This is a genomic window from Carbonatibacter coralli (assembly GCF_039592655.1).
GTDB lineage: Bacteria > Pseudomonadota > Alphaproteobacteria > Kiloniellales > Kiloniellaceae > Carbonatibacter > Carbonatibacter coralli.
In genome coordinates this window covers 76,308-92,118 of sequence record NZ_JBBUTJ010000004.1, presented here as the reverse complement: position 1 = coordinate 92,118, position 15,811 = coordinate 76,308, and the positions used below count along the sequence as shown (strand labels likewise).

Here is a 15,811-nt window from a genome sequence, read left to right as displayed (position 1 = left end):
GCCCACTCCCTATTCCGCCGCAACAGCACCGCCAAAGGCCTGCTGGCAGCTTTCGATTGATTCCTGCTGCAAACGGGAATAGAGCGCCATTTCATCCTGGACAGAAGCCCCGAGCGCCGCTTCAAAGCTTTCCTGATTCGGCGTTGTATAAACAACCTCCTGTGCGCCATCCCCAAGGTTTGAGCGGAAGATACCGGCAGCAGACACAGGCAGGAAATCCTCATAGATGATCGGATCAAAACGGACCAGCCCAGCCTGGAGAAGAGCAGCAATATCGCTGGAGACAGCCTGGCCTTCAGCCGCCGCCTTCTGTCCCTTTTCCGTGAGGGAATACCGGAACCAGGCCAGATCCTGTGCCCGCAGGTCCTCATAGCTATCCGGGAAAGACGCAAAACTGTCTTTCAGCAGCTCCCCGTAACTCCCCTTGCCTTCACGCACACCGGCACGCGCCTTGTCCAGCAGTTCGTCATAAAGCTCGCGGCCTTTTCTGGTCACGGCAACACCGCGCTGCTCGATTTCACCAAAACGGGCCGTGTGCGTGCCTTCATCAGACCCTGCATCCGAAGGAAAGGCCACAGCCTCCTCAAGCGCCTTGAAAGAGGTCTGACGCAGAAGAATGGGACATTTGCGCAGGGGTGGCCCCTCGATCACGGCCTTGGGATCAATGCCGCGCTTTGGCATGCCAGCCTGGACAGCATCAATGTCCAGCGTCCGGGGTGTCAGGTGATTGATATGCGGTCCCTTGAAGGAAACAATATCCGCGATCAGACGGTGCTCGTCATGCAAACGCTGGTAAAGCTGCGCGCTCACATTGGCATCACGGTGCCAGCGGAATGTCTCCAGCGCTTCTCGCACAAAGCCCTCAGCCTCTTCAGGTGTCAGACCACCCTTTTCCTCTGCGCTGGCAATCAGTTCACGGCATTTCGCTGTGTAGATGTCACGCCCGGCCAGAACACCAGCAGCTTCAGCACGCAGCGCTTCATCCTCGATCAGTTCCAGACGCAGCAGGGAACAGAAAACGCGGAAAGGGTTCACATTCAGGTCCGTCTCTTCAACAGGGCGGAAAGCCGTGGAGTGAACAGGAATTCCCGCAACAGACAGATCATAATAACCGACAGGACTCATGCCCATCACGGCAAAGAGGCGACGCATTGTGAAAAGCTCTTCAGCCGTGCCCAGACGGATGGCTCCGTGGCGCTCCTCTGTGATCCGCGCCAGACCGTCCGTGTGATCAAGCTGGTCCTTCAAAAGGGGATCAACAGCCAGCGCCTGTTTGTTGACGTCCTCAACGAGATCAACCAGCTCTCCATAGGCCGGAACCTCATCCCTGTACATCGCAGACATGGCGCGGGAAAATGCTGCGCGGATTTCGTTCTTCGGGGCAAACCCGTCCTGATCTGCTTCAATTCTGTGCGTTGAAGTCATGGCCTTATCCTTCCTGAGGCATCCTGTCGGAAACGGGGCTCCCGAACAGGAGCCCCGCCTTTACAGTAGATTTAGGATGACACAGACCATTTTCGCAAGCGATACCTTCTCATTCCCGCATGAGTTTTGGGAATGACTTACGCACGATCTGCCATACGATGGATCATCAGGGCCAACACCAGGGTATAGGCCACATGCGCAATCAGGGATGCCCAGGTCAGATTGGCAAAGTTGAGCATGAAGGGAATGCCCGCCAGCGGAGCCATGATGCCCAGTGCCACAAACCAGAGTGCCACACCATAGATCACCCCCTGAAGGGCCGCCGGCATGGACCGGAGCGGAGAAGCCCGGAAAAGGATAATGAAACCAACAGGAAAGGCGACAAGGCCAATTCCATAATGAAGCAGCTCGGCAAACCAGCGCAAGTCCTTGCCCAGTACCAGCAGAGACATCAGAAGTGCAGCCGGCTCCATCGGTCCGCCCCCGGTAATGATCCGGGCAAAAGACCGCGCGAAGATTTCAAGAACAATGGATGCTGTGGTCGTTGCAAAGGCAAACGGCACCCAGTTGCGCATCACATCGGTACGAAGTGCAGATAACATTGTAAAAGCCCTTAAATCATTTCGTTTTGCGAGAGTGCGATACAGGCATCGCCTCCTGATCAGGACTTAAGTATTCCTTCAGGTTATTGAAAATCACTCATCCATAAACTCCGGTTCATAACTCTGTGATCACTGCACTCAGACCCTGAAATTCGCAAGCAGCCATTCGCGGAACAGCAGGGCCTCGGGCTTCGCCATCTCGGTCCCTTCCGGAATCAGGACATAGTGCGCCTGTTCCACATCCAGTTCCTGTTCCACTGCCCTGACCAGAACCCCGCTTTCCAGATAGCGTCGCGCAAAGGATTCCGCGACCAGAGTGGTTCCCATCCCGTTCATCGCCATCTCAAGCGCGACATAGGAATTGTCGGCAATTGTTCCGACCTTGACATCTACGCCACTCAGATCATAAAGCCGGAGCATCCGGGTCCAGAGGTCCTCGCACCCCATGACCTGGACAACCCCCTGCTCTGCCTGTTCCAGCAGGTATTCACGCTCGCTCTGTCCTTCCGGTCTGGGTGTGGCACTGACCACAACGGAATGGGTGTGATCGAGACGATCCGCCGACCAGCCCTGCCACTTCCCGTCCCCGTAACGGACCTCCAGATCAACCGCTTCCTCGGATACCCTGTCCGCCCAGACCGATGAGAAAACGCGCAGATCAATATGGGGATGCTGGTCCCGGAACTCTTTCAGTCTGGGAAGAATACAGAAAGAACCATAGGAAATCGGCAGGCGCACTGTAAGGGTGCGTTTTTCATCCCCGCCAAAAAGCCCCATGGTTGACATGGAGATATCATCGAAGGCCTTGCGCAACGAGGGCAGATAGGCTCCGCCGATATCAGTCAGGCGAATTCCGCGCGGCAGGCGATCAAAGAGCTTGAACCCCAGATACTCCTCCAGCGAACGGACCTGATAGCTGATTGCCGCCGATGTCAGATGCAGTTCCTGGGCCGCAGCCGCAAAACTGTTATGGCGTGCTGACGCCTCAAAGGCCCGGAGCCAGTTCAGGGGAGGAAGCTTGTGTTTCACCAGGGGCACCTTTCTCACGTCAACATAAGGCCAAAAATATTTAACCCTTAACCCCATATTGCTTTGTTTGTTTTTTCGCAAGTCTCCTCTGATACTTTTCACAATTCTGCTCTTCCCCGGATCAAAACCGGCGCTGAAGCAGAAAGACAGGGACACAAAAGCTGATCTCCTCCCGATCAGGAGCGGCTTTCGAAATGAAACAGGACAGTTTTCACGCAATGGATGCCTTTGACTTTATCATTGTTGGCGCCGGTTCTGCCGGTTGCGTACTGGCAGAACGCCTCTCGGCGGATGGCCGGAACTCTGTCCTCGTTCTGGAAGCCGGAGGCAGCGATCTCAATCCCTGGATCAAGATGCCCATTGGCTACGGCCGCATCTATTTTGATGAGCGGGTCAACTGGAAATACTCGACAGAACCGGATGAAGGCCTGAACGGGCGCAGGTCCTACTGGCCGCGCGGCAAGGTCATCGGTGGTTCCAGCTCTCTCAACGCCCTGGTCTATTGCCGCGGCCTGCCCGGAGACTTCGATGACTGGGAAGCCGCCGGTGCGACAGGCTGGGGTTGGGAGGATGTCCGCCCGGAATACGAAAAAATCGAACGGCGCATTGCTCCGGACGGTTCCTGCAGGGGTGAAGGTCCACTGGCTGTCAGCGATGTCAGCAATCGCATTCACACAGCAAACCGCTACTACTTCAAGGCCGCGCAGGAAATCGGACTGCCCCGGACAGACGATTTCAACGGCGACAGCCCCGAAGGCGTCGGCATCTATCAGATCACCATGCACAATGGCATGCGCTGTTCTTCTGCAGATGCCTTTCTCCGCCCGGCCCTGAAACGACAGAATGTTGATCTTCTGACAGGAGCCATGGCCCAGCGCATTGTCTTTGAGGGAAAGCGTGCCGTCGGCATTGAAGTGCTCCACAGGGGGCAGAGGAAAATCCTCCGGGCCAGACGCGAAGTGATTGTCAGTGGTGGCGCTGTAAACTCCCCCAAGCTGCTCCAGCTCTCCGGCATTGGTCCCGGAGCCCTGCTGCAATCGCTGGATATCCCCGTGCTGCACGACAACAGCAACGTGGGTGGAAACCTGCAGGATCACCTCGGGATCAATTACTATTACAAGGCAACCGAACCAACGCTGAACAACCAGCTTGCTCCCTGGTGGGGCAAGCTCTTGCAGGGCATGCGCTATGTCCTGACGCGCAAGGGTCCCCTCAGCCTGAGTGTAAACCAGTGCGGCGGCTTTGTCCGCTCCCGCAATGCAGGCAGGCAGGCAGACATGCAGCTTTATTTCAATCCGGTGACCTACACGACAGCCCCGGAAGGCAGCCGTCCCATCATCAATCCCGACCCCTTCCCCGGTTTCATTGCGTCCTTCCAGCCTTCGCGACCGACCTCCCGCGGCCGGATTGACATCACCTCGGCAGATGCAGCCACAGCCCCGGCGATCAAACCGAACTCGCTTTCCACCAATCAGGATCTGGATGACGTTCTGGCCGGTGCGGAGATCATCCGGAAGCTTATGGGCACAGAGGCGATCCGCCCCCTTGTCAGAGAAGCCATGCCCCCGAACCTTCTGGAGCTCGACGAACAGGGCATCATTGATGATTTCAGGGAACGCAGCGGGACAGTTTTCCACCCTGTTTCAACCTGCGCCATGGGCGGAGACGAAAAGGCCTCTGTCGTCGACCCGGACCTGCGTGTCCGCGGTGTTGACGGGCTGCGTGTTGTCGATGCCTCTGTTTTCCCCAATATCACATCCGGCAACACCAACGCTCCGACCATCATGCTCGCCCACAAGGCAGCCGAACGCATTTTGAAAACAGCCTGACTGCAACAGCAGCAGCCTGAAAAGAGACAGGACAGATCGCCATGGCGCGGATTACAAAACTCGAGAGCTTCTGCAACGAATTTGTCGGCTTCATCCGCCTGACAGCGGAAGACGGCTCAACGGGCTGGGGACAGCTTTCAACCTACAACGCCGACATTACTGCACAGGTCTTTCATCGCCAGATCGCGCCCTGGGCCCTTGGCCGGGACACAGACGATCTGGAAAAACTCGTCCGGGAAATCCCCGAAAGAGAGCACAAATATCCCGGGTCCTACCTCCGTCGTGCCCTGTCGGGACTGGACACCGCAATCTGGGACTGGCGCGGGAAACAGGCCGAAAAGCCTGTTGCCGAACTCCTGGGTGGAACGGCAGGTCTTCTTCGCGCCTATGCATCCTCCATGCGCCGGGACATCACACCGGAAGAGGAAGCCAAACGCTTCAAGGCCCTGAAAGACAGGTACGGCTATGATGCCTTCAAGTTCCGCGTGGGTGCAGAATGCGGTCACGATATTGACGAATGGCCCGGCCGCACGGAAGCCATCGTTCCGGCAATCCGCGAGGCACTCGGGCCGGATGTCGCCCTGCTTGTTGACGGCAACTCGGGCTTCAGTCCGAAAAGAGCACTGGAGGTGGGACAGATTCTCGAAGCCAATGGCGTCGAGCACTTTGAAGAACCCTGCCCCTACTGGGAAATGGAACAGACCCGTGAAGTCACCAACGGTCTGTCCCTGGACGTGACCGGAGGTGAACAGGACTGGGACCTCAAGCACTGGGAACGCATGATGGACATGGGAGCCGTCAACATTGTGCAGCCCGATATCCTTTATATGGGCGGTATTGCCCTGACACTCGAGGTCGTAAAGATGGCAGCGGAAAAGGGCTACAGTGTCACACCGCACTGCGCCAATCTCTCCATGGTGACCCTCTTCACCATGCACCTGCTGCGCGCCATCCCCAATGCCGGGAAATACCTCGAGTTTTCAATCGAGGGCTTTGATTACTACCCCTGGCAAAAAGACCTTTTTGTCGATTGTCCCTACGATATAGTGGACGGTAAGGCGACTGTTACAGATCGCCCGGGCTGGGGAGTGGAAATCTCCCCCGAATGGCTCGCTCTTTCCACCTGTCAAATCAGCGAATACACCGCGTGAAGGGTCTCCAGTAATGACTGATACAACTGCACAACTCGTTTCCGATTATCTCGACCACGGCAAGCTGCCAAACCTGCCGAACGGTCATTTTATTGACGGTAAATTCGTTGCGGGCTCCACAGGGGAAATGCTGCAAAGTTTCGATCCGGGCAATGGCAAAGTCATTGGCACATTCGCAACAGGCAACGCGAAAGATATTGATGACGCTGTTGCCTCTTCCCAGAAAGGCTTTGAAATCTGGCGCCGGATGAAACCTTCGCAGCGTTGTGACATTCTCAACAAAGCCTCGGAACTGCTGCTGAAAAACGAAGCCATTGTTTCTGTCATGGAGACGATCGACTCAGGCAAAACCCTTGTCGAAGCGCAAGGTGACGTCAGAAACTCTGCCCGCCTCCTGCAATACTATGCAGGTGCCGCCGACAAGCTTGACGGACGCTCGATCAACATGGGCGAGGACCTCACAGCCTGGACGAGCCGCGAGCCTGTCGGAGTGACGGCACACATCATCCCGTGGAACTATCCGACATCCACCTTTGTTCGCGGTGTTGCCCCCGCTCTGGCGGCAGGATGCTCCGTCGTTGCCAAACCGGCGGAAACAACACCCTACACAGCCCTTCTGATCGCAGAAATTCTCAGCGAGGCCGGTGTTCCGGATGGTGTTGTCAACGTCGTGACAGGTCTGGGCAGCACGGCCGGGGCCCCTCTCGTGGTCGACCCTCGCGTCAAGCACGTGACCTTCACAGGCTCAGTCGGAACCGGCGTGAACGTCATGCAGGCTGTGGCTCCGAACGTGACGCGCCTGACCCTTGAGCTGGGCGGAAAATCTCCGCTGGTCGCCCTGAGCGACAGCGATGTGGAGGCCGTTGCCGAGGGCGCGCTCTGGGCGATCTTCTCAAACGCCGGCCAGATCTGCTCTGCCGGGTCCCGACTGGTCCTGCACGACAGCATCCACGACGACGTAATGTCCCGCCTGCTGGAAAAAACCAAAGGGCTGAAGTGGGGTCATGGTCTGCGCAACCCGGATATGGGAGCCATCAACTCCGACCTGCATCTCGGTCGCGTCAAGGCACACGTCGATGCCGCAAGGGATCGCGGACGCAGCATCCTGACGGGCGGCAATGTCACAACAGATCAGGAAACGGGCCAGGGCTGGTTCTTTGAGCCCACCATCATCGACCGCCTTGCGACAGATGACGCCGCCGTTCAGGAGGAAATCTTTGGTCCTGTTCTGGCTGTCCAGGTTGTCAAGTCAGATGAAGACGCCATTCAGGCCGCCAATGCGACCGAGTTCGGTCTGGTGGCCGGTGTTTACAGCCGCGACATCAGCCGCGCCCTGCGCCTGGCACGCGAGCTGGATGCCGGCCAGATCACCATCAACGATTACTGGGCAGGCGGCATTGAACTGCCGTTTGGCGGTAACGGCAAGTCCGGCTTTGGCCGCGAAAAGGGCTGGGAAGGCCTCGATGCCTACACCAAGACCAAGTCCATCGCCGTCAGGCTCTAGCAAAACCATCGACATGTTCTGAAACAGGGAGACTTAATTCATGTCCATGAAAGACCTTCAATCTGCCCTCGTCAAAGGGATGATTGGCCGCCGCGAATTTATGGCAGGGGCAATGGCTCTGGGTGCAACAGCATCCACAGCTTCCCTCTTTGCCGCACAGGCTGCGGAAACACCACAAAAGGGAGGCCAGTTGAAAGTCGGCTTCCAACAGGGCAGCACAACAGACTCTCTGGACCCGGCAACTTTCAACAACGATTTCATGTTTGCAATCGGCTATGCCGTTTTCAACGGCCTGACAGAGATCACACCGGATGGCAAGGCAGCCGGTGAACTGGCAGAAAGCTACGAAGCCACACCCGATGCAAAGGTCTGGACCTTCAGGCTGCGTTCCGATGTTGTCTTCTCTGACGGAAGCAAGCTGACGTCGGCCGACGTCATCGCAACCCTGAACCACCACATGAGCGAGCAATCCAAATCGGGCATCAAGCCACTGCTTGCACAGATCAGCGCCATGAAAGCACAGGGCGACCACACTGTTGTTTTCGAGCTGGAAAGCGGCAATGCGGACTTCCCGTTTGTCTTCAACGACTATCACCTCGGCATTCGCAAGGCTGTCGACGGCAAGATTGATCCCCTGAGCCCGATCGGCACGGGAGGCTACACAATCGAAGCTTTCGAGCCGGGTGTTCGCGCCCTGCTGAAACGCCGTGACGGCTACTGGAAGGAAGGCCGCGCCCATATCGACGAGGTGGAAATTCTCGCCATTGCAGATGCTGCCGCGCGTCTGAACTCCCTGATGACAGGAGAGGTTGATCTGATCGACCGCCCCGATCTGAAAACCATCCACCTGCTCAAGCGTCGCCCGGGCATCAACATCCACACGCAAAACGGGACCCTCCACTACACCCTGCCCATGCACACCGACACGGCACCCTTTGACGATGTAAACGTCCGCATGGCCCTGAAATACTCCATTGACCGCGAGGAACTGGTCGAGAAGGTCCTGCAGGGCTACGGCGCTGTTGGCAACGATCAGCCGATCTCCTCTTCGGTTCCCTACTTCAATGCGGAACTGGAACAGCGCAGCTACGACCCCGACAAGGCAAAGTTCCACCTGAAACAGGCCGGGCTGTCGTCTCTGGATGTGACCCTGCACACTGCGGATGCTGCCTTTGGCGGTGCCGTTGATGCCAGCCTTCTTTTCTCGGAGAGCGCAAAGGCTGCCGGTATCAATGTCAAGGTTCACCGCGAACCAAACGACGGCTACTGGTCCAACGTCTGGCTGCAAAAATCCTTCAGCGCAAGCTACTGGGGGGGACGCCCGACACCGGACCTGATGTTCTCCGCAGCCTACGCAGCCGGTGCCGACTGGAACGAGACCCGCTGGAAAAATCCGCGCTTCAACGAGCTTCTGGTGTCTGCGCGCGCCGAACTGGACCAGGGCAAACGCGCGGAAATGTACGGTGAAATGCAGAGCATCTGCAGCAACGAGGGCGGAGCCATCATTCCCATGTTCGGACAATATGTGTCCGCCATGAGTGACAAGGTGAAAAAGCCCGCAGCCGTGACTGAGATGTGGGATCTGGACAGTCAGCGTTTTATCGAGCGCTGGTGGGTCGCCTGACCCCGCTTTTCAGCAAAAAACAGGAAGGGGTCGACATAATAGTCGACCCCTTCCGATCTTTTGTGGCATAGTTTCACGACTCACGTTCTGTGAGTCACAAAAAAACAAAGCAACAAAAACACAAATAAAAGTCCGGACAGGGATAGATTGGTAACTTATGAACAGCCTGGTTGTTTTAATAGGTCAGCGCCTGACATTGGGCCTGATTACACTTTTCGTCGTTTCCATTCTGATTTTTGCAGGTGTCGAATTGCTCCCCGGCGATTTGGCACAGGAAATTCTGGGGCAATCCGCAACGCCTGAAACACTGGCAGCCTTCAGGGCAGAGCTTGGTCTCGACAAACCGCCGCTCACCCGGTACATCGACTGGCTTGCCGGAGTCTTCCAGGGAGATCTCGGAAATTCCCTGGCCAACAAGCGGCCCATCGCCGAGCTTCTTGACAATCGTCTGAAAAACACATTTTTCCTCGCGGCCTATGCAGCCGTCATTGCTGTTCCTGTTGCGTTGATCCTCGGTGTTCTTTCCGCCCTGTTCCGCAACTCTGTTTTTGATCGTTCAGCAAACGTCTTTGCCCTGACATCGATCTCCTTTCCGGAGTTCTTCATGGCTTATCTGCTGATCCTTTTTCTGGCGGTTCAGAACCTCTACTTCCCGCCGATTGCCAAGATCATCGGTGACGAACCTCTGGGCGAGGCTCTTTACCGAACCTTCCTGCCTGCCCTGACCCTGACCCTGATCGTCATTGCCCACATGATGCGGATGACCCGGGCAGCAATCATCAACCTGCTGGCCACGCCCTATATCGAGATGGCGAGACTGAAAGGTCTGTCTCCCCTTCGCATTATTGTCGTCCACGCCCTGCCCAATGCGCTGGCCCCGATTATCAATGTCATCGCCCTGAACCTGGCCTACCTGATCGTTGGCGTTGTCGTTGTGGAAGTGGTCTTCGTTTACCCGGGCCTGGGACAAATGCTGGTCGATGCCGTTTCCAAGCGTGACATCCCTGTCGTTCAGGCGATCAGCCTAATCTTCGCAGGAACCTTTATCTTCCTGAATCTTTTGGCAGATATCTTATCAATCCTGTCAAATCCGCGTTTGCGGCACGCTCGTTAAGGGGAGGTATAATAACAATGTGGACACTTTTAAAAACAGCTCCTGCATCCGCGTGGTTCGGCATGATTGTCATTGCCCTGATTGCCTTCATGGGTGTGTTTGCAGACATTCTGGCGCCCTACAGCGAAACCGAAGTTGTCGGACCGCAATACGCTCCCTGGAGTGACGAGTTCATCCTGGGCACGGACAATCTCGGACGGGACATGCTGTCCCGCATGATTTACGGTGCACGCAACACCGTCGGACTGGCTCTTCTGACGACAGCCATCGCCTTTTCCGTAGGATCTTTCCTTGGCATGCTCAGCGCCCTGAAAGGCGGCTGGTTTGATATGATACTCTCCCGTATCGTCGACGTGCTGATGTCGATCCCCTCCCTGATCCTGGCTCTCATGATTCTGGCAATTGTCGGCACATCCATTATCAACATGGTCGCCGTGATTGCGCTGATTTATCTGGCCCCAGTCTTCCGTCTGGCCCGTGCAGCAGCTCAGTCGATCGTCGTTCTCGACTATGTGGAAGCAGCCAAGCTTCGGGGGGAAGGTACCTCGCGCATTATCTGGCGCGAAGTCCTGCCCAACATCACTCCGACCCTCGTCGCTGAGTTCGGCTTGCGTTTCTGCTTCGTCTTCCTATTCATCGCTTCTCTTTCCTTCCTTGGTCTCGGCATTCAGCCTCCGACCGCGGACTGGGGTGCAATGGTCAAGGACAATGCCATTCTGATCTCCTTTGGCGATATCACACCACTGATCCCGGCCGGAGCCATCGCTCTGCTGACAGTTTCCATCAATTTCGTTGTGGACTGGATGCTGCACAAGTCCAGTGGTCTGAAAGAATAAGCAGGGAGTTTGAACATGACAGAAACATCACAGAAAAACGACCTGCTGCTGCGTGTACGCGGTCTGAAAATCGAAGGACGGTCCCAGGAACAGTGGAACGAGATTGTCCACGGCATTGATCTGGACCTTCACCGTGGCGAGGTTCTCGGTCTCGTTGGAGAGTCCGGTGCGGGCAAATCCACAATCGGCCTGGCCTCCATGGGTTTTACCCGGGACGGCTGCCGCATTTCAGATGGGGAAATCGTCTTTGACGGCATGGACCTCGCACAGGAAAAGGAAAGCGTCAAACGCGACCTGCGGGGCAAGCGCATTGCCTACGTTGCCCAATCTGCCGCGGCGTCTTTCAACCCGTCGCACAAGCTGATTGACCAGTATTCGGAAGCCCCGGTCCAGCACTCCGTCATGCCACGGGAAGAAGCCGAAACCGATGCGATTGATCTCTATCGCCGCATGCGCCTTCCAAACCCTGACGAGATTGGCTTCCGTTATCCTCACCAGGTTTCCGGCGGCCAGCTTCAGCGCGCCATGACGGCCATGGCCATGGCCTGCCGTCCTGATCTGATTGTCTTTGACGAGCCCACAACTGCTCTGGATGTTACAACCCAGATCGAGGTTCTCAGCGCCATTCGCGACATCGTCGAGCAGTTCAACACGGCTGCGATCTATATCACGCACGACCTTGCCGTTGTCGCCCAGATGGCTGATCGCATCATGGTTCTGCGTTACGGCAATCTTGTCGAGGAAGCCCCAACCAAACAGATGCTGGACACCCCGAAGGAAGACTACACCAAGTCCCTCTGGGCCGTGCGCCAGGTTCAGCGCCACGTCAAACCGGCTGTTGAACCCGGGGCCCAGCCGCTGTTGTCCCTGCAAAATGTTGATGCCCACTACGGCAGCTTCAAGGCCCTGAAGGATATCTCCTTTGACATTCACCCCGGTCGCACCGTGGCTGTCGTCGGCGAGTCCGGTTCGGGCAAATCGACAACCGCACGTTCAATGACAGGTCTTCTGCCCCCGAGTGCAGGCAAGATCATGTTCCGCGGCGAGGAACTCCCGGCAAGGCTGGAAAAGCGGTCCAGAGATCAGTTGCGGCACATCCAGATGATCTACCAGATTCCTGACACTGCGCTGAATCCGAAACAGCGGATCCGGGAAATTATCGGCCGCCCCGTCGAGTTCTATCTCGGCCTGAAAGGTGCGGAAAAGGAAAAACGTATCCGCGAGCTGCTGACCCAGATCGAACTGAATCCGGATGACTACATCGACCGCCTGCCATCCGAACTTTCCGGCGGTCAGAAACAGCGGATCGGCATTGCCCGTGCGCTTGCAGCCGAGCCGGACTTCATCATCTGCGACGAGGTGACCTCTGCTCTGGACCAGCTGGTTGCCGAGGGCATCCTGAAACTTCTTCTCAAGCTGCAAAAGGATCTGGGGCTGACCTATATGTTCATCACCCACGATCTGGCAACGGTTCGCGCCATTGCCGATGACGTCGTTGTCATGCAGCACGGCGAGGTGGTCGAGGTTGGTGAATGCGAGGATATCTTCACACCACCACACAAGGCCTACACAGACCTGCTTCTGTCCTCTGTTCCGGAGATGGATCCGGACTGGCTCACAGGCCTGCTGGCGGACCGTGCAAGCAAGGGCATCACCACGCCCGACAGCTAGCAGCACAACATTCGGATAGTGAGGCATTCTTCATGTGTTCATAATGGCTTCATCAACAACCCAGCTATGAAGTCGTGATCATGAAAGCCTCACTGTCCCAAGCGCTCCCCAAATCCAGAAAAGATCTCGTCCTGCAAATCTGCAGCTATCTGGAAGAACAGGAAGGCGAGGTCGTTTCCCTGACAAAACTCGGGGAAATCTTCGGCTACAGCCCGTGGCACCTTCAACGCATTTTCAGAAAAGCCCTGGGTGTTTCTCCGCGCGATTACGGAGAAGCCTTGCGATCCGACCGTTTTCGCAAGGCACTCAGACAGTGCGGGTCCGTCACAGAAGCCCTGTACGAAGCCGGTTACGCCTCCTCCTCCCGCGCCTATGAAAATGCTCTCGGACATCTGGGAATGACGCCGTCTTCCTATGCACGGGGTGGAGAAGGCGCACGGATGAACTACGGCATTGCCGCCTGCCCGGCGAATTTTCCCGAAGATCATCTGCTGGTTGCGGCCACAGACAAGGGACTCTGTTTTCTGGCTCTTGGAACAGATCAGGACACGCTTGTCAGGGAACTCCATGACGAGTTCCCCAATGCCAGTGAAATCCAGCGCAACCAGACGGCCACAGAACCGGCTCTCCAAACAGTTCTGGATTACCTTGCCGGTACCCTTCCCCATCCCGAACTCCCGCTGGATGTTCAGGGCACCGCCTTCCAGTACCGAGTCTGGCAGGCCCTGATGGCAATTCCGGCCGGAGAGACCCGCAGCTATCAGGAGCTTGCCGAAACACTGGGTATCCCAAAAGCCAGCCGGGCCGTTGCGCGTGCCTGTGCGACCAATCCGGTTGCCCTGATCATTCCCTGCCATCGCATTATCGGCAGCAACGACAGCCTCACAGGCTATCGCTGGGGCGTTCAGCGCAAGAAAGCCCTGCTGGACCAGGAAGCCATTCAGCTCTCGGACCAGGCAGTTTAGGGATGACCGGCAAGGAGCAGTCGTTTATCGTGCGAGAATGCTCAAACGCCGCCTCTTTTCCCGCAAACAACCGCCTCTGAAGGAAACCAGTCTGGAGCTGACAGAACGGGTCTTGCCCGTCACCATTCAGCGGCATCCGACAAGCCGGAAATTCTCCTTGCGGATTTTGCCATGCGGTACACGTCTGAAAGTCGTCGCCCCCACCTTTGTAAGGGAGAGCGAGATACAGGATTTCCTCGTCAGAAATCGCGACTGGGTTGAAGTCCGTCTGAGTCAGGGCAGAACAGATGATGCGGAAAGACCCTTCAAAACTGTTCCTCTCAGGGGACAGAACCATGAACTTTCGATACAGCCACCAGCACAGCGCCCCCGAGGCTCAGCCTCCCTGTCACTGGAAGGCAACAGCTTCAGGCTCTATTGCCACGAAGACCATGCACCGCGACGTGTGCTGGATTTCCTCAAACGGGAGGCCCGCACGGAACTGTCAGCCAAGGCCCGTGCTCTTGCAGAACAGGAAAGGCTGTCTGTGAACTCCGTGCGCCTGAAAGACACCCGCAGCCGATGGGGAAGCTGTTCGGGCAAGGGCAATCTCAACTTTTCCTGGCGGCTGATCATGGCGCCGACCTTCGTACTGGACTATGTTGTCGCCCATGAAGTTGCCCATCTGAAACACCTGGACCACAGCCCCGCATTCTGGCGCTATCTGGATCAGCTCACCCCGCACAGAAACGCTGCAGAACAGTGGTTGAAAGCAAACGGCAACACATTGCACGCTTTCGGAAACAAAAAATGAGATTCACTCTCAGCAATTGATGCAGATCAAGGTTGCCATAAAAGAATCGGTTTATCTCTTAAATCAGTTCAGGAGTTGTGCGAACTCCGGAGCTATCTCTCTTATTCAATAGTCACACTGGCCTCTGTCTTCTGACAGAGGCTTTTTTTTGCCGAAATTTTTTGCCGGAACAAGGCTTTGCTTTTCCCTGCCCTGTGCTATCGTTTGCCAAAAATGAAAAGAGGACAGGCCATGCCGATTGATTTCAGCACATTCCCCATCCGGTTCGATGACATTCTGGAAGCCCGCAAGCGCATTGAGAACCGCGTGTTCCGCACGCCTCTTCTGGAAGCTCCCCTGCTGAATGAAAAGCTGGGCCATCGCGTTCTCTTCAAGGCAGAAGCCCTGCAAAGGACCGGAGCCTTCAAGCTGCGCGGGGCCTTCAATGCCCTCCTCCAGCTGTCACCGGCTGAACGCGAGGCCGGGGTCGTGGCCTTTTCATCAGGCAACCACGCCCAGGGAATGGCCTATGCGGCAAAACAGCTCGGTATCAGGGCGACGATTGTCATGCCCGCAGATGCGCCGGAACTGAAACGCAGGAACACCGAGGCCTATGGGGCTGAAGTCGTTCTCTATGACCGCTACAATGAAAACCGGGAGACGATAGCCTCCCGCCTGCTGGAAGGCTCGGGTCGGGCTCTGATCAAACCTTTCGACGATCCCCGCATTATTGCCGGTCAGGGCACAATCGCCCTGGAAATCATGGAACAGGCACGTGAACTGGGAGTCGAACAGATTGACCGACTCTTCGCTCCGATTGGCGGAGGCGGTCTGGTGGCCGGTCTGTCCCTGGTCATCAAGCACGAAAGCCCGCAAACAGAGGTCTGGGCTGTCGAACCCGAAAAGCACGATGACACCTGGCGCTCGCTGAAAAGCGGCCGACGTGAAGTGAACGAAAAAACGGAAAGCTCCGTTTGTGATTCCATTCTGACCGAGCAACCCGGAGAGATAACCTTCCCCATAAACTATAAAACCCTGAGTGGAGTTTCCAGAGTCAGTGATCAGGAAGCCCTTTGCGCAGTCAGGGATGCAGTCCTCTATCTCAAGACAGTTGTGGAACCCGGCGGAGTCGTTGGTTTGGCAGCGCTTGCAAAACACGACATCCAATCCTCCGGAACAGTTTCCGTTGTGGTTCTGTCCGGCGGCAATATCGACCAGTCCGTTTTAAAGTCTGCAATGGATATTGCGTGAGGCAGGAATCCCCACCTTCAATATGTGAAAATTTAAAC

Annotated in this window: 13 protein-coding genes; 10 read left to right on the top strand and 3 right to left on the bottom strand. The window is 56.4% G+C overall.

What is annotated here, in order from left to right; all coding sequences use genetic code 11:
- Window positions 1–9 precede the first annotated feature (9 nt).
- From hglS to AAAH10_RS10985, 3 genes are all read right to left on the bottom strand, one after another.
- Complete coding sequence (hglS, locus tag AAAH10_RS10995; protein ID WP_343563467.1) at window positions 10–1,425, bottom strand: 2-oxoadipate dioxygenase/decarboxylase HglS; 1,416 nt, start codon at window positions 1,423–1,425, stop codon at window positions 10–12.
- A gap of 137 nt (window positions 1,426–1,562) precedes the next feature.
- Window positions 1,563–2,027: a DUF6789 family protein gene (locus AAAH10_RS10990; protein WP_343563465.1), complete on the bottom strand. Its 465-nt coding sequence runs from the start codon at window positions 2,025–2,027 to the stop codon at window positions 1,563–1,565.
- Window positions 2,028–2,165: 138 nt separating this feature from the next.
- Window positions 2,166–3,056, bottom strand: a complete 891-nt coding sequence (locus AAAH10_RS10985) for a LysR substrate-binding domain-containing protein (RefSeq protein ID WP_343563463.1) — start codon at window positions 3,054–3,056, stop codon at window positions 2,166–2,168.
- 194 nt (window positions 3,057–3,250) lie between these two features.
- Here AAAH10_RS10985 and AAAH10_RS10980 point away from each other — a divergent pair, with 194 nt between their 5' ends.
- From AAAH10_RS10980 to AAAH10_RS10935, 10 genes are all read left to right on the top strand, one after another.
- Window positions 3,251–4,885: a GMC family oxidoreductase gene (locus tag AAAH10_RS10980; RefSeq protein ID WP_343563461.1), complete on the top strand. Its 1,635-nt coding sequence runs from the start codon at window positions 3,251–3,253 to the stop codon at window positions 4,883–4,885.
- A 41-nt stretch (window positions 4,886–4,926) separates the two neighbouring features.
- Window positions 4,927–6,036, top strand: coding sequence for a mandelate racemase/muconate lactonizing enzyme family protein (locus AAAH10_RS10975; protein WP_343563459.1), 1,110 nt, complete (start codon window positions 4,927–4,929; stop codon window positions 6,034–6,036).
- A 13-nt stretch (window positions 6,037–6,049) separates the two neighbouring features.
- The gene (locus tag AAAH10_RS10970; protein WP_343563457.1) at window positions 6,050–7,540 is read left to right on the top strand and encodes an aldehyde dehydrogenase family protein; all 1,491 of its coding nucleotides are present in this window, start codon (window positions 6,050–6,052) and stop codon (window positions 7,538–7,540) included.
- Window positions 7,541–7,580: 40 nt separating this feature from the next.
- Window positions 7,581–9,164: an ABC transporter substrate-binding protein gene (locus AAAH10_RS10965; RefSeq protein ID WP_343563455.1), complete on the top strand. Its 1,584-nt coding sequence runs from the start codon at window positions 7,581–7,583 to the stop codon at window positions 9,162–9,164.
- Window positions 9,165–9,321: 157 nt separating this feature from the next.
- A complete protein-coding gene (locus tag AAAH10_RS10960; protein ID WP_343563453.1) occupies window positions 9,322–10,278 on the top strand; it encodes an ABC transporter permease in 957 nt (318 codons plus the stop codon).
- A 17-nt stretch (window positions 10,279–10,295) separates the two neighbouring features.
- Window positions 10,296–11,114 (top strand): ABC transporter permease, encoded by an 819-nt coding sequence (locus tag AAAH10_RS10955; RefSeq protein ID WP_343563451.1) that lies wholly within the window; start codon window positions 10,296–10,298, stop codon window positions 11,112–11,114.
- 15 nt (window positions 11,115–11,129) lie between these two features.
- Window positions 11,130–12,785: an ABC transporter ATP-binding protein gene (locus AAAH10_RS10950; RefSeq protein ID WP_343563450.1), complete on the top strand. Its 1,656-nt coding sequence runs from the start codon at window positions 11,130–11,132 to the stop codon at window positions 12,783–12,785.
- An 80-nt stretch (window positions 12,786–12,865) separates the two neighbouring features.
- Window positions 12,866–13,750, top strand: coding sequence for a bifunctional transcriptional activator/DNA repair enzyme AdaA (locus tag AAAH10_RS10945; RefSeq protein WP_343563447.1), 885 nt, complete (start codon window positions 12,866–12,868; stop codon window positions 13,748–13,750).
- Window positions 13,751–13,787: 37 nt separating this feature from the next.
- On the top strand, window positions 13,788–14,543 hold the full coding sequence (locus AAAH10_RS10940; RefSeq protein ID WP_343563446.1) for a M48 family metallopeptidase: 756 nt from the start codon (window positions 13,788–13,790) through the stop codon (window positions 14,541–14,543).
- A gap of 231 nt (window positions 14,544–14,774) precedes the next feature.
- Window positions 14,775–15,773 carry a threonine/serine dehydratase family protein gene (locus tag AAAH10_RS10935; protein WP_343563445.1) on the top strand — a complete coding sequence of 333 codons (999 nt, stop codon included), beginning with the start codon at window positions 14,775–14,777 and terminating at the stop codon, window positions 15,771–15,773.
- Window positions 15,774–15,811 lie beyond the last annotated feature (38 nt).